This is a genomic window from Hymenobacter negativus (assembly GCF_017571495.1).
GTDB classification, from domain to species: domain Bacteria; phylum Bacteroidota; class Bacteroidia; order Cytophagales; family Hymenobacteraceae; genus Hymenobacter; species Hymenobacter negativus.
In genome coordinates, this window is record NZ_JAGETZ010000001.1 from 486,772 (window position 1) to 507,456 (window position 20,685).

Genomic DNA, 20,685 nt, shown 5'->3' on the forward strand with positions numbered 1-20,685 from the left:
TCATGCCGGCCTTTCTGGGCTCTTGCCTGCCCTACACCTTCTTCAGCAGCCGCACAACCAGGCCGGTCCAGCCGGTTTGGTGGCTGGCGCCGAGGCCGTGGCCATCGTCGCCGTGGAAGTACTCGTGGAAGAGCAGGTTGTCTTTGAAGTGCGGGTCGGTCTGGAGCTTTTCGATGGGGCCAAAGGCGGGGCGGCGGCCGTTTTCGTCCTTGAGGAAGAGGCGGGACAGGCGGGCCGACAGGGCATCGGCAATCTGGGCGAGGGTGTGTAGGTTGCCGGAGCCGGTGGGGTATTCCACTACAAAGGAGTCGCCGTAGTAGGTGTGGAAGCGCTGGAGCGACTCGATGATGAGGTAGTTGACCGGGAACCAGACGGGGCCGCGCCAGTTGCTGTTGCCGCCAAACATGTCGGACTCGGCCTCGCCGGCCACGTAGGCTACCGAGAAGCTGTCTTCGTCGGTGTGGTACTCGTAGGGATGCTCCAGGTGGTGGCGCGAGAGCGAGCGGATGCCGTATTCGGAGAGGAATTCGGTTTCGTCGAGCATACGGGCGAGCACGCTTTTGAGACGGCTGCGGCGCATGAGGCCCATGAGGTGGCGGGTGCTTTGGCCGGGCTCTTCCCAGCGGCTCACCAGCTCGGCCAGGCGGGGGCGGCGCTGGAGCAGGGCCAGGGCGCGGGCCTCAAACTCGGGCACGGTTTTCAGCAGCTCATCGTCGATGACTTCGACGGCGAAGAGCGGGATGAGGCCCACCATGGAGCGGATGCGCAGGCGGGTGCGCGAGTCGTCGGGGGCATGCAGCACATCGTAATAAAATTGGTCCTCGTCATCCCAAAGGTTGAACTGGCCACCGCCGCCGCGGGTCATGGCGTCGGCAATGTAGAGGAAGTGCTCGAAGAACTTAACGGCCATTTCCTGGTAGTTGGGGTTGGTTTTGGCCAGCTCCAGGGCAATGCGCATGAGGTTGAGGGCGAACATGGCCATCCAGCTGGTGCCGTCGCTCTGCTCAATTTTGCCCCCGGTGGGCAGCGGCGACGAGCGGTCGAATACGCCGATGTTGTCCATGCCCAGAAAGCCGCCCTCGAAGATGTTGAGCTCGTCGCGGTCCTTGCGGTTCACCCACCAGGTGAAGGTCATGACCAGCTTCTGGAACACGGCTTCGAGGAAGGCGGTGTCGGGCTGGCCGTTGTTGCGCTTGCGGTCCATCTGGTACACGCGCCAAGTGGCCCAGGCATGCACCGGGGCGTTCACGTCCTCAAATTTCCACTCGTAGGCGGGCATCTGACCGTTGGGGTGCAGGTAGCCATCCTGGCAGAGCAGGCGGAGCTGCTGCTTAGCAAAATCCCCATCCACCATGGCCAGCGGCAGGCAGTGAAAGGCCAAATCCCAGGCCGCGTACCAGGGGTATTCCCACTTGTCGGGCATGGAAATAATGTCGGCGTTGTGCAGGTGGCGCCAGGTAGAATTGCGGCCGATGAGGCGCTCTTTGGGCGGCGCCGGCCGGCCGGGGTCGCCGTCGAGCCACTGGCTGACGTCGTAGTAATACCACTGCTTGCTCCAGAGCATGCCGGCGAAAGCCTGGCGCTGCACGTTGCGGGCGTCGGCGTCGGCCAGGTTCTCCTGAATGCAGTCGTAGAACTCGTCGGCCTCCTGCTTGCGCAAGGCAAAGAGCTGGTCGAAATCGGCAAACGGGGCTTCGTGAACGGGCTGACTGAGGCGCAGGCGAATTACCTGGGCCTCGCCGGCGGGGACGGTGAGCGGGTAGCGGGCGGCGGCCTTGGTGCCGTGGCGGTGGGGGTTAACGGCCGTTGACTGACCGTTTACCACGTAATCATTGATGCCGTCTTTGTAGTAGTGGCGGGCTTTGGGCTTGCGGCGGCGCAGGCGCGGGTTGCTTTCGTTGTTGCAGAAGAGCAGCTCGGCGGGCTGGTCGTAGTAGCACTGGTAGCGGCCCAGGTCACGGTGCTCGGCTTCGATGGCAGCGTTGCCCACGGCGCGCAGCTTGGGGCGGTGGTCGTCGTAGCCGGTTATCCAGGTGTTGCGGAACCAGAGCTGGGGCAGCACCTGCACGGTAGCGGCTTCGGGGCCCCGGTTGTGCACGCTGATTTGGATGAGGATGTCGTCGGGGCCGGCTTTGGCGTATTCGATGAAGACGTCAAAATAGCGGTTTTCGTCGAAGACGCCGGTGTCGAGCAGCTCGTACTCGGACTCCTGGCGGGTGCGGGCGGCGTTGGTGGCGCGCAGGTCGTCGTAGGGGAAGGCGGCTTGCGGGTACTTATACAGCATCCGCATGTAGGAGTGCGTGGGGGTGCTGTCGAGGTAGTAGTACTGCTCCTTCACGTCTTCGCCGTGGTTTCCCTGGCCGTTGGTGAGGCCAAAGAGGCGCTCCTTGAGCTGGTTGTCCTGCCCGTTCCAGAGGCCCAGGCAAAAGCAAAGGCGCTGCTGGTCGTCGGAGAGGCCGGCGAGACCTTCTTCGCCCCAGCGGTAAGCGTTGGCGCGGGCCATGTCGTGGGTGATGTAGTTCCAGGCGTCGCCGTAGGGGCTGTAGTCTTCGCGCACGGTGCCCCATTGGCGCTCGGTGAGGTAGGGGCCGAATTTCTTCCAGGCGGTGGTCTTGGCGCTGGCTTCGGCCAGGCGTATTTGTTCTTGCATAAGGGCGGGTTCAGGCCGGCGCGCGGGGCGCGGCGGCGGGCATTAAGGGGAGCTTACGCAAGGATTAGCGCCAATGGCCGAGTGCCGGATATAATTGGCTTGGTGCGCGGAAGTTGATTTTTATATACTGGCGCTGTGGCGAGCCATATCCCCACCTTCGGCTTTCCTTGCCAAGAGCGGGAGGCCCCTTGCGACGAAAGCGCGGAAAGCGAGGGTCCGGCAAGGATTTGTATAGGCTAGCCGGCGTAATTTGGGTTCTCATCAGTAGTGCGGCAGTGGCCTGAATGGCTTCCTGTTTTGCACAGACTGGCCTACCTTCCCTCCCACCGCATGAAGCAATACACCGAAATAGACGACACCATCCGCAGCTTTATCGAGCAGCAGCACGTGTTCTTCGTAGGCACGGCGGCCCCCGATGGCCGCGTCAACGTTTCGCCCAAGGGCCTGGACTCGTTCCGGGTGCTCGATGGCAAGCGCGTGGCCTGGCTCAACCTCACGGGCAGCGGCAACGAGACGGCCGCCCACCTGCGCGAGCAAAATCGCATCACCATCATGTTTTGCGCCTTCGAGGGCAAGCCGAACATTCTACGGCTCTACGGCTCGGCCCGCGTTTTCCACCCACGCGATGTCGAGTGGGCGGAGTTCAGCCCCTTGTTCCCGCCGCTGCCCGGGGCCCGACAGATTCTGGTGGTCGAGATTGACCTGGTCACGACTTCCTGCGGGATGGCCGTGCCCTTTATGGCCTACCAAGCCGAGCGCGAAGAGCTGAGCAACTCCCTGGAAAAGAAAGGCCCCGCCAAGGTGCAGGAGTATTGGGAGCAGCGCAACGCGCGGAGCCTGGACGGCAAGCCGACGGGGATTTAGGGCCCGGGTGCAGGGCGTGGCACCGCAGAAGCGGTAGCGGCGGCGGAGCTACCGCACTACCCAGGTGAAGCTGATGCCCTTGACGTCGTCGGTGGCCAGGTCGAGGCCGCGGCTTTTGCTGGGGTTGGTTTCGGGTAGCGGGTACGGGGTGGTACTGCCGTTGGCGGCCAGCACCAGCAGGTTTTTGTAGGGCACGAAAACGTAGAGGCGGTCGCCGGGCCGGGCTTCGGGCAGCCAGGCCGTGAGGTCGACCTGCGGACGGCGGACGGTGCGCGTGGGCGTGAGGGGGCGGGTGCCGCGCAGCAACGTCAGCTCGACGCCGGTGCATTGGTAGCGGGTGCCGGAGCAGGCCGAGCTGGGGCTGATGCGCAGCGTGGCGTGCGGGGCCAGGGGGGCGCCGGTGGCGGGCACTTCCTCGTTGTTGCGCAGCACTTGGAGGGTGGGCGGCGGGCAATTGGTTTGGGCCAGGGCCGCGCCGCTGGGGGCTGATAGCAGAACGAGTACAGAGAGCAGGCGCATTTACTTGATGAGTTTGGCCAGCGTGGTTTTGAGCTCCTCCCCTTTCAGGTTAGCGGCCAGAATTTTACCATCGGGGCCGATGAGGTAGTTTTGGGGGATGCTGCGCACGCCGTAGAGCTGGGCGGCCTGGTTCTGCCAGCCGCGCAGGTCCGATACCTGGGTCCAGGTTAGGTGGTCGTCGGTGATGGCTTTTAGCCATTTGGCGCGGCCTTTCCCGTCGTCGAGCGACACGCTGAGAATGTCGAAGTTGCGGCCCTTGTACTGGTTGTAAACTTTGGCAATAGCGGGGCTTTCCGTCCGGCAGGGGCCGCACCAGGAGGCCCAGAAATCGACCAGCACGTACTTGCCGCGGTAGCCGGCCAGCGAGACCGGCTTGCCCTCGGGCGTGTTTTGGGTGAAGCCGGGGGCGGGTGAGCCGATGGCCAGGTCCTTCAGCTTATCCACCATATCGCCGTAGTCGCGGCCCATGCGGCTGTTCTTCAGCTCGGGGCTGAGGGCATTGTAGAGCGGGCCGACCACGGCGTATTGCGGGGTTTCCAGCATCTTCATGCCGTATAGGGAATACAAGCTGACCCAGGAAGTGGGATTCTCGCGGATGAAGCGCGCATAGACCTGGACGTACGCTTTGCCGATGGCATCGAAACTGGCCTGCATGCGGGCGGCAAAGGCGGAGTCTCGGCGCTGAACTTCGGTCGTCTTGCCCGCCTCGGCGCTGAAGGCCCGCGATTTTTCGATAACGGCCTGCATGGCGGCGCTCAGCTTCTGGTCGTCGGCGGTGAGGGGGCCACCCACGACCTTGGCCCGGCCTTCCAGCAGCGAGTCGGCGCTGGTGATGACCACCGGCGTGGGCTCCAGGTAGAAACGCAGGCGCTCTTTCGCGGCGAAGAGGTCTTTCGACTGGCCGGTGCGGCGCAGGACGATAGTAGCCGGAAAGGGCCGGTCGGAGGTGCCTTTGAATTCGAACGCGCCGTTTTTCAGGACCACCGAATCGGGAGAGCCGGGGCCAAAGAGGAAGATGGTGGCGGGCGCGTTGAGGTTGCCAATCTTGCCGCTGACGGTGTAGCTGATGGGGGTTTGGGCCGGGGCCAGCAGCGGGGCGGCCAGCAGGAGAGCGAGTAGGGTCTTTTTCATCGGCGGGGGTTGAAGGACGGGTGAGCGCGGCGGCAAGGTAGCTAACGGCGCAGCGGCGCGGCTGTTATGCGGAGGCCTTTGAGCTGGCGCGAGGTCTTTGGGCTGGCGCGAGGCCTATGCAGGAGTTGGCGAGGCCTGTGAGTGGGTTTGCGCGGTGTATGGACGGATTTGCAGGGCCTATGGGCGGGTTGGCGAGGACTAGGCGGCTGGTTGCGGGGGCATGGGCAGTTTCGCGGGGCTTAGGCGTGGGGTGGCGAGGTCTACGGGCGGATTTGCGGGGCCTTAGGGAAGATTTGCAAGGGCTAAACGGGCGGCCGCAGGCGGGTTGTTTATAGCGGTGCTTTCGCTATATTTAGCACGGCCGGGCTACAGTGGCCCAGCGACTAGCTATCAGTGGAATAATGGCAACAACTACCGCAGACACGGCCCGGCTCTTTCGCTGCCGGCTCGAAGAACTAGGCCCGCTCGATGACATGGTGACGGCCATGTTTGAGACGGACAAAACTGATTTTGGCAAGGCCTCGCCCGATTACGCGGACGCGGACTTCCTCACAGGTTGGAACGCCCGCAAGGCGGCCTTTGCCAAACTGGTGCCCACGGGCGCCCGCCGGGCCACGGCCAAGGAGGTGACCAAGACGATGACGCAGGTAGCCAAAAGCCTGCGCGACCCGCTGAACTGGCTGAACATCCGGCTGAACCGGGCCGGCAAAAAGGACGGCCTCACGGTCGGCGTCGATGATTTTGGGCTGGGCAAGGTGCGCAACGAAATCTCGACCCAGGACATGGAAGGCCTCGACGGGGCCCTGGGCTACCTGCTCGGCCTGCTGGCGGTGCCCGCCAACCAGCAGGCCCTCACGACCCAGGGCCACACCCCAGCCGATACGAAAGCGTTTGCCGATGCGCAACAGCAGCTCAAGGCCTTCAACACCGCCCAAAACAGCAGCCTCAACGCCACGCTCGAATTCACGGACGAGAACACGAAGGCGGGTAATGCGCTCTGGGAATACATCGCGGACGTGCTGGGCACGGGCATGCTGATGTATAAGGAAACGAATCCGAAAAAGGCCAAAACCTACTCGCTGGGCACGCTGATGAAGCGGATTCGGAAGGAGTACGGCGGCGCGGGCGAGGTGAAGCCGACGCTTCCGTAGGGTTTTTAGAGGGGTGGAAACGGAACGGCCCCGCTGCGGATGTGCAGCGGGGCCGTTTTGTGTAGTGGAAAAATTCGGATATACAATACTGGCCAAAAAATAAATTCCCAAGTATTGCTCTCATTTTAATTCATTCAATCGATGTACGTTTCCAAGCATCGTCAAGAGATGATTTTCTGATAGACCATAGCCAGTTTGGCAGCAAGGGTGCTGATGAACGCGCTAACTGATATTCATACCACTGTTTAATTGCATCAGCCTCTAGAATATTGTCGTTTCTCAAAAGATGTTCACTAGCATCTTCTGTTTTTTGACAACGCAAGTACATCTTATAATATCCCCAAGCATTCCTGAATATTCCCAAGGAAAAAACAAGGAGTAGCCATGATGTAACGACTTTACTCACGTTGTTGCGAATATTAACCTCTTCAATTTCTCTACTTGTTACAATTAAGGCAGCAATAGACACAAAAACAAGAAACAGAATTAGTAAGATACAGAAAATGGCCATATCTCCGCTTTGATGCCTAGTATACCAAGCAGATTCGATTAAATTCTTAATTGATTTTCTTGGCCCTGGCGGCTCCGAATTTGTGAAATATGTATCCGACATAATATCGTTTTCAAATTGAGCTCTAATACTCCGCGGAATATCAAGCACAATTTCACGTTTATCAGTAGCTGACACTTCTTTTTGAAATGACCTACATAGGTCTAATTTACGCAAAAGCGATTCCGATTTACTCTTAATTATATCAGAACGCCATTGTAACACTTCAGAAATGACAGCAAGGAGCAGCAGTATCTGGGGTATATAATTAGATAAGTTAATGACAAATATTGACACAGCGCCAATGCTAAACATCAAAAATTTCAACGACACAGAAGCCAACCAAAAATTCTTGGCAACATCAAATCGATTCTGATTTATCGCTCTCAAGTCCATCACTTAGTTCAAAATATAAGTTTATTAAAAACTACAAGACTCTTGCTTTAACCAAAACTTGGAAAAGCAGAACCAAATATTTCAGTCCAAATTCGAATAGCTTCTTTGTGGTTACCTAACTTTTCAGCAGCTAAAGCAGCTAGAGCTTTAGAAGAATCTACTGATGCTCTACTTGACACTTTTTTTCTCTCTTCTGGGGAGAGCCGATTAATATTACCTTCAATATTTTTCGGGTCGTTAGTATTATAAATAATGTTTTGAGCCACATAACTAAGTATGTATGGAAATTCAATATCGGGGTATTTTGAAATACTACTTTGCCCTTCAAAATAATTTAGGCATATACACTCCAAAAGATAAGAAGGTGAGCTTGGCATTGTTGGCCTCCTGTTCCAATATTTAATTAAACGCATGGGATTTCTTATATAGCCTCCAAGAGTTGAGTTTATCCTATTAATCCGCTCTTGGTCCAAGCGCGGGTCTGTTTTCATCCAATGTCCATTCCCATCAGGAATCAAATAATAGGACTTACCTTCTGCATTTGTGTTAGTAAAAAAGCTAGGAACAATATCGAAACTCCAAGTATAAGATGTAAGATTTAGGACAACTGCAGGCCCATTTCTTGTTATATCAGTATTACTGTATTGGGGAATTTCACCCAAATATTTTTTAAATATATTAATTACTTTTTTAGAATTGAGAAAAGAACTCGAATCATGGCATAGGTTGCGAAGTATTGTGCCATCGGGTACAGTAATTCTGACTTCATCTCCATAATGCTCATAAGTTCCACCAGAACCATAAATTCCAACTATTAAATCAACATCATCTAATTCTCGAATTTTTGTATTGCGAGCAAAAGAACCGTAATGTATATCTATTTCAGGATATAGAGGCGGAAAATCATTATGTCTATTCGGCAAATATTGAATCTGCTCCAATAACCATTTATGGCTTTTTCTTGCTCCTAGAACTTGTCCAGGGTCTAGATTGACAGAATTCGTCAAAAATTCTATCACAGCTGAATTTGTGTTTATTGCCATGACTTTCAGCAAAAATTTAAATTATAATCCTCATTCCGATGTCAGAATCTTGACTCAATGCTCATTTGCCGAGTTCTGGACCATAACATAGCTGGCTCCAGAGCCAATAATATAGAAGCGGCACTAAGCTACACCAGTTTCTCAAAGAAGAAGCTACTGGGAACGGGCGGAAGGCAGGCCAGGGTAGCGAAAAGCGGCTGCCAGCGGCCGGGGCTACCGCAGGAGGCATAAAAAAACGCCAGGCCGCGCGGCCTGACGTTTTTGTTTAGCAGTTGCCAACCGCTTATTTCAGCTGGATGCCTTGGTCGGCCATGGCCTGCTCGGCTTTGGCCTGGTTGGCTTTGTATTCGGCGTGCTGGGCCTCGGTGCGCTTCGAGCCGAGGCTGGCGAAGTGCTCGCGCAGCTTGTCGGCGGGCATGTCGGCGCCGTAGGACGGGGTGCCGGGCTGCTGGCGCCACGACTCGTGCAGGGTGCCATCGTCCACGGCGTCGAAGCCGAGCTCTTCGACCAGGGCCATCACTTTTTGCTTGGCGGCAGCATCGTCGGAGGCCACGGGCAGGGCAATGCGGCCGGGCGTGCCGGCGGGTACGCCTTTGTTCTGGAGGTGGTCGGCGTAGATGTTGTTGAACACCTTCACCACCGGGCGGCCCAGGTGCTGTTGCACCCACTCGCTCTCGGTGAGGTCGCCGGTTTCGAGCTCGGCGATTTGGCCGTCACGCAGCATGGGGTAGTAGTTGCTCGTATCGACGATGGGCACCTCGGCTGGCACGCCCGCGAATAGGTCTTTGGGCAGGTCGGGGATGTTTTTCAGCGGGATGGTGACCACGATGAGGTCGGCGCCCTGGGCTGCTTCTTCGGCCGTAACGGGGGTAGCGCCGGTTTTCTGAGCCACGTCGCCCAGGGTTTCGGGGCCGCGCGAGTTGGCAATTTTAACCGAGTGGCCGAGGCTGACGAGCCGCACGGCGAGGGCGCTGCCGATGTGGCCGGCGCCAATGATTCCAATGTTCATGCTGTGAAAGGTTAAGCGGGTTGCGCGGCTACGAATTGCAGCCGCAGGGAGTTAAACCGCTTCGGAGGCAAATTGCTTTTTTCAGCCGGCAATAGCGAAAGCGCTCCACAGAGCCTGGCAGCCAATCAGCGGCTTGCGGCGCGTCAGTTTTATGGCGTAGCGCTAGCAGGGATTGAAAAATTCTACCGCTTGCAGGCGGCCTTTCTGGAACAAAAGCTCTAGGGCTCCCTCTACTGGCACACCCTTGTCGTAGTAGGGCAAACTCATTTCTTCGCCCGTACGGCCGGGGCCAGCGGGCTTGTCGGCTGCTTTGGCCGATTCGGGATAGAAGCGCCGCACGTCTTCCAGGGTGGTGTTCTTATCCAGCACCAGCTTCCCAAGCTTGCCCTTGAACTTGCCCGACGTCACATCGAAACCGAGCAGGATGGCGCGGGTACCGTTCACCTCGTACATCGTTTTGCCATAGTACCAGAAGTCGCCGTCGGGGGTATCCGTGGGCAGGTTGAGGCTGCCGCCGCACTCGACGGCGCCTTTGGCGATGCTATCGGGGCGGCCCAGCTGGCGGGTGAGTTGCGCAGTGGAAATTTCCTCGCTCGGCAGACCGGTGATGGCAAGCATGCCAGCCTCGATGTGCTCGGACGTCGTGGGCTCCGCCTTGGGGGGCGCGGGCTGAGTGGCCGCCGGGGGCGGGGCAACGGCTGCGGCGGGAGTATCGGGGTTGCTTTGGCAGGAAGCTAGGAGGAGCAGCAAGGCAGGGGCCAGATGTAACGAGTGTTTCATAGAAGCATGTTGGACAGGTGTTTTTAGTAATACAGACTGCTATGCAGCAGAAGAATCAGCAGCTAGCCAGATAGAATTAGACTACTTGCTGATTCTACTTGCAATGGTGTCAATAATGACTGATTCTAAAGCGGTGTGAGCGTTTTTAGCAAAGCCTGCATAATCGCACCTCTTGCATTCAAAGAGCATTGTGATTCCCCATTCTCTTCCGCCTTGATTTAATCTGGTAGTTGCAACAAGGCGTTCAAATGGTCCCTTAACAAACTCACCCTGTTTGTTTCTGCCTAAATTTTGTGAGCCCCAATATTCCAGCACCCTGAATTGTCTCTCATTGATTGTTTTGACTGATTTGGAGTGCCAAGCAAATTTGTTGACATAAGACCGGGCAGCCTGCTGCAAACGCATGGCCGCATAAGCAAACCCAGCAGTATCATTATTTATCCTTGTTGCCGGCCCTATTGGATAAGACTCAATTGTCAGTCTATCTATATCATCGTCACAAATATCAACGTGAATATATCCTGACTCTTGGGTTAGGCAGCCTTTGGAACTAGTAAAACGGAGCTTTGTACTACCTCCGGCATCCGAACGGTCAACCCAATTTAGCAGCGTATCAAATTTAACCGGCACATTCAGTTTGATATTGCCTTCCAAATTTGGGTAGAACTTAAATGACTTAAAATCGGCCCTTCTCTCCACAAATCCTGCTGGCACCTTTTTTTGACAAGCCGAACCAGCTAGCAGTACTATTCCAAAGAGGCAGGCGACAACACGCATAGCAAAACACTTATCATCAAGAAGCCGGTAGAAACAACTCGCTTCCACCGGCTTCCAATTACCTTAATTACTACCTATTTCATCGACGGAATCTTGGCGCCGCGCTCGCGGGCCACGTCCTGGGCCAGCTCGTAGCCGGCGTCGGCGTGGCGGAAGATGCCCATGCCGGGGTCGGTGGTGAGCACGCGCTTGAGGCGTTCGGCTTTTTCGGGAGTGCCGGTGGCCACTATCACCATGCCGGAGTGGGTGGAGTTGCCGATGCCCACGCCGCCGCCGTTGTGCAGGCTCACCCAGTCGGCGCCGCTGGCGCAGTTGGCCAGGGCGTTGAGCAGGGGCCAGTCGGCCACGGCGTCGGAACCGTCCTTCATGCCTTCGGTTTCGCGGTTGGGCGAGGCCACCGAGCCGCAGTCGAGGTGGTCGCGGCCGATGACGATGGGAGCCGACACTTCGCCTCGCGCCACAAGGTCGTTGATAACGAGGCCGAACTTCTCGCGTTCGCCGTAGCCCAGCCAGCACACGCGGGCGGGCAGGCCAATGAAGGGCACTTTGGCTTGGGCCTTTTCAATCCAGCGGGCCAGGAGCTTGTTGTCGGGGAAAGTTTCGAGCAGGGCGCGGTCGATGCGCAGAATGTCTGCCGGGTCGCCGCTGAGGGCGGCCCAGCGGAAGGGCCCTTTGCCCTCACAGAACAGCGGCCGGATGTAGCCGGGCACGAAGCCGGGGTACAGGAACTGGCCGTTTTCGTCGCGCACGTTCAGGCCGCCTTTTTCGGCCTGGCCGCGCAGGTTGTTGCCGTAGTCTACGGCGATGGTGCCGCGCCGCTGCATCTCCAGAATGGCCTCCACGTGCTTCACGATGGAAGCCAGGGCCTGGCGCTTGAACTCCTCGGGGTTGGCCGTTTTTAAGGCCAGCACCTCCCCTATCTCGCCTTCGGGAATGTAGTCCATCAGGTCGTGGGCCGAGGTTTGGTCGGTCACAATTTCGGCCTGGAAGCCCAGCTCCAGCAGGCGCGGCAGGATGGTAGCGGCGTTGCCGGTGAGGCCCACCGACCAGCCTTTGCCATCGGCTTTGGCGCGCTCGCACAGCTCCAGGGCGTGGCCCAAATCGTGGGCCTGCTCATCCACGTAGCCTTCGCGCACCTTCTGCTTCACCCGCTCGTCAATCGGCTCGATGACGAGGCAGACGCCGTCGTTCATGGTTACGGCCAGGGGCTGGGCGCCGCTCATGCCGCCCAAGCCAGCCGTCACGGTGATGGTGCCGCGCAGGCTGCCGCCGAAATGCTGGTCGGCCATGGCAGCAAACGTCTCGTAGGTGCCCTGCAGAATGCCCTGGGTGGCAATGTAAATCCAGGAGCCGGCCGTCATCTGGCCGTACATCATCAGGCCCATTTTGTCGAGCTCGTCGAAGTATTCCTGGGTGCTCCAGGCGGGCACAATGTTGGAGTTGGCAATGAGCACGCGGGGAGCATGAGGCCAGGTTTTGAGCACGCCTACGGCTTTGCCACTCTGCACCAGCATGGTTTCGTCGGCTTCCAGCTCCTTCAGGGTCTTCACGATGGTTTGATACTCCTTCCAGTTGCGGGCGGCGCGGCCGGCACCGCCGTACACAATCAGCTCATCATAAACGAGTGAAACGGCGGGGTCGAGGTTATTTTCCAACATGCGCAGGGCGGCTTCGGCCTCCCAGGTTTTGCAGCGCAGGGTGGTGCCATGGGCAGCCTTGATGGTTTCCTCAGGTTTGAACTCATAGAACATCGGGCGTTTGCCGTCGTGCTTTGGCGCGGCGGCACCGGAGGCGGTGGAGAGGGAGTTGGCTTCGAGGTTGAGCTCGGCGGTTTGAGAAGAAGTGGGCGTCATGAAGCGGAGGTTTGGGTGGTGCAGCGAAGATAGGAAAATGTCCAGCAGGGTCACGGCTTACCCTAGCTTTTGTACCTATCACACTACACACTGCCACAGGTATTTCTTGCTGAAGCTGACTTGCCTTCCTCTGCACTGAATCAGAAGTAAGTATATTCTACCTCATAAACAGTTATTTGGCCATTATTGCTACCATGGTCGATTTTACGCATAAGCAAACCTTTGCCGCTGTACTCATACTCTATAAAGGTGGGCTTAAATAGCCCTTTAGTTACCCCATAGCCTGTAGCATCTGGCAGCAGCTCGTAGCTCCTGTCTTCCCGCTTGATGCGTCCGTCGGGAGTGCGAGTATAATGCGTAATAGAACCAATTACTGGACTGGCTACCGACTTTATCGTCATCCTACCATCAGCAGAGCTTTTTGTATTGGTTTTAGCATTTATGGGGTCGGGCGCTTGCCTGGTGGTGATTTGGACAAGCCGGCCATATTGGTCGTAGCTTTTGAAGTTGTTGGGTATATATCGTCCTCGCTCCTGTCTACTCTCCCGCAGTAATTTTGCAGCTGGCACGGGTTGTTTTGCCTCCCCTTGCTTTGGCGTTGACGCAAATACAAGGTCACCATTTTCAACTACTTGCCTTTTCTTTCGGATAAATTACATTGCACTAAAACTGGTAAGCTGGTCTGTGGTATTGTAGCCAGTTATTTCCCAGCGCATCGTGTCTTGGCCCGTGGGATAAGTATGGTAAGTAAGGCGCCGCACAGACCCGGTCTCCAAGTTTGGCACCGGCTGAAAAAGCGCTTCTGTTACAAGCGTATCACCGCGATGGGACTCCTGAACTTGCTGCCATAGCACTGGGGCAGCATCTCGTACAGTGACGTAAGTAGTGTGTACGTTGGTTCTCGGGTCGTACACAATTCGTGAACTGATGGGATACCCCGGTGTCGCTGTTAAAATTACTTCAACCAAATGCCCCGCTTTGTCGAAGCTTTGCCGCCGGCTTTGCCCACCGTGTGGTTGGTCGATGCGAATTTTATTACCCCGACGGTCCAGCTCAAAATACTCGGCAGTATCCGGGCCAAACGGTTCTACTTTGCGCCTGACCGTAACAGTACGGATGTGGTTGCGAGCATAGCTTAATCGATTAATTGAGTCTTCGTCCACAAGTCGTTGCGGCAATACGTTTATCGTTGCAAACAGGGGCAGTGCCACCGACGTACCCACTGTGCTAATCTGTGTAGTTGGGCTCTGTGCTATCGTTGGCGACGCATGAAATAACAGCGAGGTTAGCCCACAGGCTGCGTACATATATCTCATACTAATGCTTTTAATTTGCTCACAAGTAACAACCTTATGCGAGGACCTGTTGCTCTCTATGAGCACCGAATATAAACCCATCGACTGCAACTTCTACGACGAGTTGGAAGCTGCTGCCACCCTGCGCCGCCGCGTGGCCCTGCAATACTTCAACGACCTGCGCCAGCTGTGTATGGAATCAGGCGTGATTGACACGCTCTTCATCCGCGATAAAGTGGAGTACATGCGCCTGAAATCGGGCGAGGAAATCCGCCTCGACCACCTCATCCGCATCGACGACAAGCAGGCGCCAGGGTATTCGGACTACCCGGATTTCAGCTGCGGCTGCTGAGATGGGCCCGGCGTTCGAGCTTATCCAGCCGCCCCGATTGGGGGCAGCAGGTCGCCAGGCGATTCCGCCGACGGAGTAGTCCCGGCTCGTTGCGCCTGCACAAACTGGCTGGGCGAAAGGCCCGTCACCTTTTTGAACGTGGTGTTGAAGGTCGTCTTTGAGCTGAACCCTGCCTCGAACGCAATGCCCACCATGCTCAGGTGCTGGTGCTGCGCCGAAGCCAGCAGCCGCTTTGCCTCCTCCACGCGGTAGCCGTTGATGAACTGAAAGAAGTTGACTCCGAAGCCTTCGTTGAGCACAAACGACAGCTCGTGGGTGGTGAGGCCGGCTTTTTGCGCCAGGCCGGGCAGGCCCAGGTCGGCTTCCAGATACACCTTTTCGGTGGCCAGCAGCTGCCGCAGGCGCTCCTGCCAGTACTGCAGCTGGGTAGCCGAGAGGCGCGGCTGCCGGGCTGGCACGTCGGGCTCGGCGAGCGGGGCGTCGGCTTCCTGCAGCAGCTCCTGCAACTCGGCCCGCGCGGGCGCCGGGAAGGCGAACACCTCCCGCTGCCGCAGGGCGCAATACGCCACGTAATAAACGGCCACCAGGTAACTCACCGGCGTGAGGGCCAGCGCCCAGCCGAGGTGCAGAAACAGCTCGTTCATCCACAGCAGCACGAGCACTGCCAAGCCCCAAAGTACATGCCGCAACCACTGCAAATTGATGTATTCCAGCTGCGACGCCACCCGGCGAATGTGGCGTTGGTGCCGAACCAGGCAAACATAAGCCGCCACCCAGTACGCCACGGCCTGCACCTTGGTGGATGCAAAAATCAGGTTTCGCAGCAGCAGAGCGGCCCAGCCCGGCAGCGGTAGTTGCCCTGGGGGCTGGCCTGGCAGCAGAAGCGGCGTGAGGTAGCACAGGAACAGCAGCCAAGGCAGAAAATGCAGCGCGTCGGTAGGCCGGAAATCACGTTGCGGAGCGGTAAACAGCACCGCGCTCAGGTACAGCGCCGGCGCCATGGCCAGTTGGGTGAGTTCCAGCAGCCCGGGTAGTTTTGGGTAGTGCACCACAGCGGCTGTCCCGGGTAGGGCCCGCCCCAGTAAGGTGCAGCCCAGACAAAACAGGAACAAGCCAAGCCACCGGTTGGCCAGCACGTTCACCTTCATCGGATTGGCAAAAGCCAGGAAGGCCAACAGAAAGACACTACCACAGGCAAGGGTGTACAGCATAAGCAGACAACGAAAAAGCGGACGAAACGGGTACCCGGCAACGCGCTGTCGCTGACTGCCTGTGAGCGGGCAAGCTAGCCTCCGGTACGGGCTGCAAGATACCCGCCGTGCCCATGTGCGCCGCGTTTGGCCAGCTGTCAATGCGTTCGATTGGATAGCATGGAACGCTGCTGACCGAGTGGCAGCGGACATTCGGGGCAGACGAACGGGCCAAACCCGTCGCTAAGTCTATCTACTTTACCCCCCCCTTGCTTTTTGCACCACTGTTATGAAGTGGCCTCTTCCACTACTCCTAAGTATATGGCTGGCAGCCCTTGCGTGGCAGCCATTGGCTGCGCAACCAGCAACGTCCCCCGTGGGCGACGGCTTGCAGGGCGATTATTACGAAGGGCGCAACTTTGAGCACTTTCGCCTACGCCAGGTCGATGCGGTCATCGACTTCAAGCTGCGACAAGAGTCGCCGGCCGAGGGCGTTCCGGTCAACGACTACTCGGCGCGCTGGACGGGCTGGCTGCGCCCCCCGGCCAGCGGGCATTACGTGCTCTACATCACCGTAGATGATGGCGCCCGACTGTGGCTCGATGGCCGCCAGCTACTCGACGAATGGCGCGGCCAGCCCCCTCAGACGTATAAGGTGGACGTGGACCTGCGCGCCGGGCACGCCTACGCCCTACGCTTCGACTATTGCCAGTACGGCTCCTACTCCTGCGGCTGGCTGGGGTGGGTGCAGCCCGCGCAGCTCGCCCGCGCCGATAGCAGCGCCTCCTCTTGGCGCACGCTCTGGGGGCTCACGGCATCGCAGCCGCACGCCAGTACCATTCCCACGCGCTACCTTTTCAGCCATAATCCCGCAGTGCCTATAGCGCCCCCTGTGACGCCAGGCCCCAAAGTGGCCCCGATGGCGAGCCCGCGCAAGGCTACGTCGTCCCTACTCCCTACCGTCGCCGTTCGCCGGCCGCCTCCCCGCCCCACAGCGGTTCCGGCGCTTAGCAGGCCCCGTCTTGTGCCCGCCGTGCCGCCGGTTGTAGTTGCGCCGCTGGCCGCCGTGGCCGGGCCACCGGTTGGTCTTATGAATCAGCTTGGGAGCGGGCAGGCGGTTACGCTGCGGGCCCTCTACTTTGCGCAGGGCAAGGCCGATTTGCTGCCCTCATCCGCCGCCTGCCTCGATACACTGGCCACGGTACTGGCGCAAACCCCGGCATTGCGGCTGCAAGTGCAGGGCCACACCGACAACCAGGGCGACTCGACCTTGAACCGGCGGCTCTCCCAGCAGCGGGCCGAAGCCGTGCGGCGCTATTTGGTCAACCACGGCATTGCCAGTGACCGTTTGCAAGCCGTGGGCTTTGGCGGTACCCGCCCGGTGGCCGATAACCAAGTGCCCGGCCTGCGGGTCCACAACCGGCGGGTGGTGCTCCAGCCGCTGCCGTAGCAGTCTGAATCCGCATATGTCGTTCGACCATCGGGCAGGGGCAAGCCCCGCCCCTACGTCGTTCAGTCCCGCTCCTGGCTCACGTCGATACCGCCATTCGTAGTTACGGCGCGTACCGGGGCGCCGCCCTGGCCGAGGCTGGTCGTCACTTCCTTGTGGAACATGCCCGATTTCGTGACCGGCAAGGCCGTGCGAATGCCGCCCATGTTGGTGCTGGTGTAGAGCTGGGCCGAATACGCGCGAGGCAGTTTCCAGCGGATGCCACCGTTGGTGGTGGCCACGTCGAGGCCTTTGCCCTCCCACTTGCTGCCACTGAGCGTGATGTTGACGCCACCGTTGGTGGTTTCGCCTTTCACGCTACCGCCCAGATTGGCGAGGTTCACGCCGCCGTTTGTGGTTTCGAATGTGATGGCAGCATTGAGGTTGTCGAGGCTGATGCCGCCGTTCACAGTGTTGAGAGCCAGGGCAGTGGCGCGGGGCACGAAAATTTCGTAGCTCACGCTCCAGTTCTTTTCTTTTTCCGGGTCGGTGGCGCGCAGGGTGTTGTTGGCGGTGGCGATGGTGATGCGCTTGGCGCGGGTGGTGGCTTCGGCCTCGGTGTCGGACCAGGTCTGGACTTTGGCCCGGATGCGGACGTTGGGGCCATCCCAGCCGTGCACGGTGATGCCGCCATTGGGGTCGGCGCTCACGGTGAGGGGCTGGCCGGCGGGGGCGCTCATGGTCAGGTCGCGGGTTTCGCAGAAGCCTTTCAGGGGCTTGCTGTGGCCCCAGTTGCCGCCATTGTCGCAGGTGGTTTTGAATGGGGGCTCGGTTTGGGCGGCGGCCGAGAGGGTGCTGCATGCCAGCGCCAGTGCAGAAAGCAGGAGTTTCATGAGATTGGGAAAGAAGGGTTGGCGGTTAATTGGGAGGCCGGGACGAACGGTTGCTTGCCCGGTTTTGATGGAAGGGGTACCGGCTTTTCATTGATTCGTTACAGGGCCTGCCATTATTTTTTCGGGCTGCCCATTCCAATCTATTGCTGCTGGTTCCCCCAGTGGCACGGCCAGCACCCAGCAGCGGACAGCACAACCGATTAGCAAAAAATATTTTCCTTAAAACAGATATTATTTATTGTTTTTCGATAAAAACCAATTTCCTTTGAGCCATTCAAACACCACTCCCTTATTCTGGCTCACACATGAAATCCCTGAACGCAGTCATCATCCGGTTTTTGCAATTCACCTTTCTGCTCACCAGCATTGCCGGGGCCCTTGCGCTGGCGTTCTACCTCTTTCTGGCCCTGTTTGCCCCAGTGCAGCCCGGCGATGTAGTGACGCTGAACGTGCGCCAAGCTGCCCCCGCCGCCACGCCCCACCAAACCCTACGCACCATTGAGGAACAGGTGCTGACCGGCCAGCCCAGCCAGTACGTGCGGCGGGCCAGCACCGGCAGCCTGGTACACCGCGAGCCCAACCCCGCCACCCGCCTGCTGCTGCGCCTGGTGAGCTCGCAGCCGCAGCCCGTGCCCTACGTGCTGGCCGCGCTGCTCTTTTCCGTACTGGTGTTTCGGATTCTGCGCGACATCAGGCCCGGCGCGCCCTTCACGCCGACCAACGTGCGGCGGCTGCGCTGGCTGGGCGGGCTGCTCATTGCCTGCGACGTGTACCACTGGACGGCCACCTGGTGGATAGGCCACTACCTGGCCACGGTGGCTCCCGCCAGTGCCGCCGGCCTCACGCCGGTTACGCAGTTCGGCACTTCCTTAGTATCCAACTGGCTGATTGGCTTGCTGCTGCTCATCATCGCCACGGGTTACCAGCGCGGTGTGGAACTGGCCGAAGATGCCGAATTTACGGTCTAATTCATCCCTGATTATATGCCCATTATCGTTCGCCTCGATGTGATGCTGGCCCGACGCAAGATGTCGCTCAGCACCCTGGCCGCCGCCGTCGACATCACCCTCGCCAACCTGTCCATCCTCAAAAGCGACAAGGCCAAGGCCGTGCGCTTTTCCACCCTCGAAGCCATCTGCAAGGCCTTGGACTGCCAGCCCGGCGACCTGCTGGAGTACGTGCCCGGCGATGGCCCAATTACGCACGACGACGGGTAGAGTTGATGCAGTCGTCCAGACGAAACCTCACCCCCGGCCCCTTTCCCGCGAAGGGGGGACCGAAAATGCGCTGGACGAAAATCGTCAGGTTCCCCTCTCTTTTGTAGAGGGGCCGGGGGTGAAGTTCCTAATGTCACCAGCGCGAACGTCACACATATTCAAAGCCCAAATTCCACATTTCATTTTCCATCACTCCATGAAAACTCCTTTTTTCTGCTCGCTTCTCGTCACCTCCCTCCTGCTCCAACTGCCTGCCCGCGCCCAGGCCCAAAGCCTGCCCAAGCAACTTGATGCGCTGGCTGCGTCCTACGCTAAGGCTGGCCAGTTCAATGGCACGGTGCTGGTGGCGGACCACGGCAAAGTCGTCTTCACCAAAGGCTACGGCCTGGCCAACCGCGAATGGAGCCAGCCCAACGCGGCCGACACCAAGTTCCGGCTGGGCTCGCTCACCAAGCAATTTACCTCCATGCTGGTGATGCAATTGGTGGAGAAGGGCAAGCTGAAGCTCGAGGCTCACATCACCGACTACCTGCCCGATTATCCCAAGGCCAACGGCGATAAAATCACCATTCACCACTTGCTCACGCACACTTCGGGCATTCCGAACTACACATCTCAACCCAATTTTGAAGCGGCCAGTGTTCTGCCCACTACGCCCACCGCCTTTCTGCGCACCTTTTCCGAATTGCCGCTGGAATTTGAGCCGGGCTCGTCCTTCCACTACAGCAATTCGGGGTACTTTCTGCTCGGTACCATCATCGAAAAAGTAACGGGTAAAACCTACACGCAGGTGCTCACCGAGAATATTCTGCAGCCCCTGCACATGCAGGATACCGGCTACGACCTGGCTGAAAACATCCTACCCAAGCGGGCGGCTGGCTACGACAAAGCCTCGACCGGCGTTATCTATAACACAACATATATCGACATGACGGTGCCCTACGCGGCCGGTTCGCTGTACTCCACCGTCAACGACCTATATAAGTGGGACCAGGCACTGTACACCACACAATTGCTGTCTGAAGCTGGCAAGGCACTTCTCTTCAAGCCCTTCAAGAGTGACTACGCCTATGCCTGGGTGGCCTCGAAAGCCGTGGTGGGCAAAGACACCGTGGCGCTGCTGGGCCACAGCGGCCACGTCAACGGCTTCGGCACCTACCTGCTGCGGGCCCCGCAGGACCGCCGGCTGGTGGTAGTGCTCGACAACGAAGGCGGCCCGCACGTGAAAGAAGTGAGCATGGACCTGCTGCGCGTGCTCTACCACCGGCCCACCACCGGCCCCAAGCCGGAGCCCACCGCGCCCAAAACCATTGCCTTGGATGCCGCTGCCCTGGTGCCCTACGTGGGCAAGTACCAGCTGTCGCCTACTTTCTTCATCACGGTGAAAGCGCAAGGCAGCCAGCTTTCGGCGCAAGCTACCGGGCAGCAGCCGTTTGCGTTGATGGCTACGTCGCCCACCCGCTTCACCGTGCAAGGCATAGCGGCCGAGGTTGAATTTGTGAAAAGCACCAGCGGCGCCGTCGAAAAGCTGATTCTGCACCAGGGTGGCCAGGATTCGCCGGGGGCCAAAGTGGAGTAAAACATAT

At 58.5% G+C, this 20,685-nt stretch carries 18 protein-coding genes; 7 read left to right on the forward strand and 11 right to left on the reverse strand.

Annotated elements, in window-relative coordinates; all coding sequences use genetic code 11:
* Nucleotides 1–31: 31 nt before the first annotated feature.
* The gene (locus J4E00_RS02090) at nt 32–2,650 is read right to left on the reverse strand and encodes an MGH1-like glycoside hydrolase domain-containing protein (protein ID WP_208173350.1); all 2,619 of its coding nucleotides are present in this window, start codon (nt 2,648–2,650) and stop codon (nt 32–34) included.
* Nucleotides 2,651–2,980: 330 nt separating this feature from the next.
* Between J4E00_RS02090 and J4E00_RS02095 the strand changes: the two genes are divergently transcribed.
* Nucleotides 2,981–3,514, forward strand: a complete 534-nt coding sequence (locus J4E00_RS02095) for a pyridoxamine 5'-phosphate oxidase family protein (RefSeq protein ID WP_208173351.1) — start codon at nt 2,981–2,983, stop codon at nt 3,512–3,514.
* A 48-nt stretch (nt 3,515–3,562) separates the two neighbouring features.
* On the opposite strand, the gene J4E00_RS02100 is transcribed toward J4E00_RS02095, so the two are convergent.
* Both J4E00_RS02100 and J4E00_RS02105 read right to left on the reverse strand, forming a co-directional pair.
* Entirely contained in the window at nt 3,563–4,033 is a 471-nt protein-coding gene (locus tag J4E00_RS02100) for a hypothetical protein (RefSeq protein ID WP_208173352.1), read from the reverse strand.
* Complete coding sequence (locus J4E00_RS02105; RefSeq protein ID WP_208173353.1) at nt 4,034–5,164, reverse strand: TlpA disulfide reductase family protein; 1,131 nt, start codon at nt 5,162–5,164, stop codon at nt 4,034–4,036.
* 401 nt (nt 5,165–5,565) lie between these two features.
* On the opposite strand from J4E00_RS02105, the gene J4E00_RS02110 reads away from it, so the two are divergent.
* Nucleotides 5,566–6,315 carry a hypothetical protein gene (locus tag J4E00_RS02110; protein WP_208173354.1) on the forward strand — a complete coding sequence of 250 codons (750 nt, stop codon included), beginning with the start codon at nt 5,566–5,568 and terminating at the stop codon, nt 6,313–6,315.
* A gap of 130 nt (nt 6,316–6,445) precedes the next feature.
* Here the strand turns inward: J4E00_RS02110 and J4E00_RS02115 are convergent, their stop codons facing one another.
* The 6 genes from J4E00_RS02115 to hutU all read right to left on the reverse strand — a co-directional run bounded on the left by J4E00_RS02115 (nt 6,446) and on the right by hutU (nt 12,723).
* Nucleotides 6,446–7,264, reverse strand: coding sequence for a hypothetical protein (locus J4E00_RS02115; protein ID WP_208173355.1), 819 nt, complete (start codon nt 7,262–7,264; stop codon nt 6,446–6,448).
* Nucleotides 7,265–7,308: 44 nt separating this feature from the next.
* Nucleotides 7,309–8,304, reverse strand: a complete 996-nt coding sequence (locus J4E00_RS02120; RefSeq protein WP_208173356.1) for a hypothetical protein — start codon at nt 8,302–8,304, stop codon at nt 7,309–7,311.
* Between the two features lie 283 nt (nt 8,305–8,587).
* A complete protein-coding gene (locus tag J4E00_RS02125; protein ID WP_410779740.1) occupies nt 8,588–9,349 on the reverse strand; it encodes an NADPH-dependent F420 reductase in 762 nt (253 codons plus the stop codon).
* A gap of 126 nt (nt 9,350–9,475) precedes the next feature.
* Complete coding sequence (locus J4E00_RS02130) at nt 9,476–10,093, reverse strand: hypothetical protein (protein WP_208173358.1); 618 nt, start codon at nt 10,091–10,093, stop codon at nt 9,476–9,478.
* Between the two features lie 81 nt (nt 10,094–10,174).
* Nucleotides 10,175–10,870, reverse strand: a complete 696-nt coding sequence (locus J4E00_RS02135) for a hypothetical protein (protein ID WP_208173359.1) — start codon at nt 10,868–10,870, stop codon at nt 10,175–10,177.
* A gap of 74 nt (nt 10,871–10,944) precedes the next feature.
* Nucleotides 10,945–12,723 (reverse strand): urocanate hydratase, encoded by a 1,779-nt coding sequence (gene hutU / locus J4E00_RS02140; RefSeq protein WP_208173360.1) that lies wholly within the window; start codon nt 12,721–12,723, stop codon nt 10,945–10,947.
* A 1,374-nt stretch (nt 12,724–14,097) separates the two neighbouring features.
* Between hutU and J4E00_RS02145 the strand changes: the two genes are divergently transcribed.
* Nucleotides 14,098–14,370, forward strand: a complete 273-nt coding sequence (locus tag J4E00_RS02145; RefSeq protein WP_208173361.1) for a hypothetical protein — start codon at nt 14,098–14,100, stop codon at nt 14,368–14,370.
* A gap of 20 nt (nt 14,371–14,390) precedes the next feature.
* Here the strand turns inward: J4E00_RS02145 and J4E00_RS02150 are convergent, their stop codons facing one another.
* Nucleotides 14,391–15,581 carry a helix-turn-helix domain-containing protein gene (locus tag J4E00_RS02150; protein ID WP_208173362.1) on the reverse strand — a complete coding sequence of 397 codons (1,191 nt, stop codon included), beginning with the start codon at nt 15,579–15,581 and terminating at the stop codon, nt 14,391–14,393.
* 268 nt (nt 15,582–15,849) lie between these two features.
* On the opposite strand from J4E00_RS02150, the gene J4E00_RS02155 reads away from it, so the two are divergent.
* Nucleotides 15,850–17,010 (forward strand): PA14 domain-containing protein, encoded by a 1,161-nt coding sequence (locus tag J4E00_RS02155; RefSeq protein ID WP_208173363.1) that lies wholly within the window; start codon nt 15,850–15,852, stop codon nt 17,008–17,010.
* Between the two features lie 62 nt (nt 17,011–17,072).
* Here the strand turns inward: J4E00_RS02155 and J4E00_RS02160 are convergent, their stop codons facing one another.
* The gene (locus J4E00_RS02160) at nt 17,073–17,882 is read right to left on the reverse strand and encodes a DUF4097 family beta strand repeat-containing protein (RefSeq protein ID WP_208173364.1); all 810 of its coding nucleotides are present in this window, start codon (nt 17,880–17,882) and stop codon (nt 17,073–17,075) included.
* Nucleotides 17,883–18,187: 305 nt separating this feature from the next.
* Between J4E00_RS02160 and J4E00_RS02165 the strand changes: the two genes are divergently transcribed.
* The 3 genes from J4E00_RS02165 to J4E00_RS02175 all read left to right on the forward strand — a co-directional run bounded on the left by J4E00_RS02165 (nt 18,188) and on the right by J4E00_RS02175 (nt 20,678).
* Complete coding sequence (locus J4E00_RS02165; protein ID WP_208173365.1) at nt 18,188–18,850, forward strand: DUF2975 domain-containing protein; 663 nt, start codon at nt 18,188–18,190, stop codon at nt 18,848–18,850.
* Between the two features lie 15 nt (nt 18,851–18,865).
* Nucleotides 18,866–19,099 (forward strand): helix-turn-helix domain-containing protein, encoded by a 234-nt coding sequence (locus tag J4E00_RS02170; protein ID WP_208173366.1) that lies wholly within the window; start codon nt 18,866–18,868, stop codon nt 19,097–19,099.
* Between the two features lie 196 nt (nt 19,100–19,295).
* Nucleotides 19,296–20,678, forward strand: coding sequence for a serine hydrolase (locus J4E00_RS02175; protein ID WP_208173367.1), 1,383 nt, complete (start codon nt 19,296–19,298; stop codon nt 20,676–20,678).
* Nucleotides 20,679–20,685: the final 7 nt, after the last annotated feature.

What these genes read in the sequence shown, in the direction of transcription:
- J4E00_RS02090 (WP_208173350.1), bottom strand. Translation starts at nt 2,650, where the DNA reads ATGCAAGAACAAATACGCCTGGCCGAAGCCAGCGCCAAGACCACCGCC.
- J4E00_RS02095 (WP_208173351.1), top strand. Translation starts at nt 2,981, where the DNA reads ATGAAGCAATACACCGAAATAGACGACACCATCCGCAGCTTTATCGAG.
- J4E00_RS02100 (WP_208173352.1), bottom strand. Translation starts at nt 4,033, where the DNA reads ATGCGCCTGCTCTCTGTACTCGTTCTGCTATCAGCCCCCAGCGGCGCG.
- J4E00_RS02105 (WP_208173353.1), bottom strand. Translation starts at nt 5,164, where the DNA reads ATGAAAAAGACCCTACTCGCTCTCCTGCTGGCCGCCCCGCTGCTGGCC.
- J4E00_RS02110 (WP_208173354.1), top strand. Translation starts at nt 5,566, where the DNA reads ATGGCAACAACTACCGCAGACACGGCCCGGCTCTTTCGCTGCCGGCTC.
- J4E00_RS02120 (WP_208173356.1), bottom strand. Translation starts at nt 8,304, where the DNA reads ATGGCAATAAACACAAATTCAGCTGTGATAGAATTTTTGACGAATTCT.
- J4E00_RS02130 (WP_208173358.1), bottom strand. Translation starts at nt 10,093, where the DNA reads ATGAAACACTCGTTACATCTGGCCCCTGCCTTGCTGCTCCTCCTAGCT.
- J4E00_RS02135 (WP_208173359.1), bottom strand. Translation starts at nt 10,870, where the DNA reads ATGCGTGTTGTCGCCTGCCTCTTTGGAATAGTACTGCTAGCTGGTTCG.
- hutU (WP_208173360.1), bottom strand. Translation starts at nt 12,723, where the DNA reads ATGACGCCCACTTCTTCTCAAACCGCCGAGCTCAACCTCGAAGCCAAC.
- J4E00_RS02145 (WP_208173361.1), top strand. Translation starts at nt 14,098, where the DNA reads ATGAGCACCGAATATAAACCCATCGACTGCAACTTCTACGACGAGTTG.
- J4E00_RS02150 (WP_208173362.1), bottom strand. Translation starts at nt 15,581, where the DNA reads ATGCTGTACACCCTTGCCTGTGGTAGTGTCTTTCTGTTGGCCTTCCTG.
- J4E00_RS02155 (WP_208173363.1), top strand. Translation starts at nt 15,850, where the DNA reads ATGAAGTGGCCTCTTCCACTACTCCTAAGTATATGGCTGGCAGCCCTT.
- J4E00_RS02160 (WP_208173364.1), bottom strand. Translation starts at nt 17,882, where the DNA reads ATGAAACTCCTGCTTTCTGCACTGGCGCTGGCATGCAGCACCCTCTCG.
- J4E00_RS02165 (WP_208173365.1), top strand. Translation starts at nt 18,188, where the DNA reads ATGAAATCCCTGAACGCAGTCATCATCCGGTTTTTGCAATTCACCTTT.
- J4E00_RS02170 (WP_208173366.1), top strand. Translation starts at nt 18,866, where the DNA reads ATGCCCATTATCGTTCGCCTCGATGTGATGCTGGCCCGACGCAAGATG.
- J4E00_RS02175 (WP_208173367.1), top strand. Translation starts at nt 19,296, where the DNA reads ATGAAAACTCCTTTTTTCTGCTCGCTTCTCGTCACCTCCCTCCTGCTC.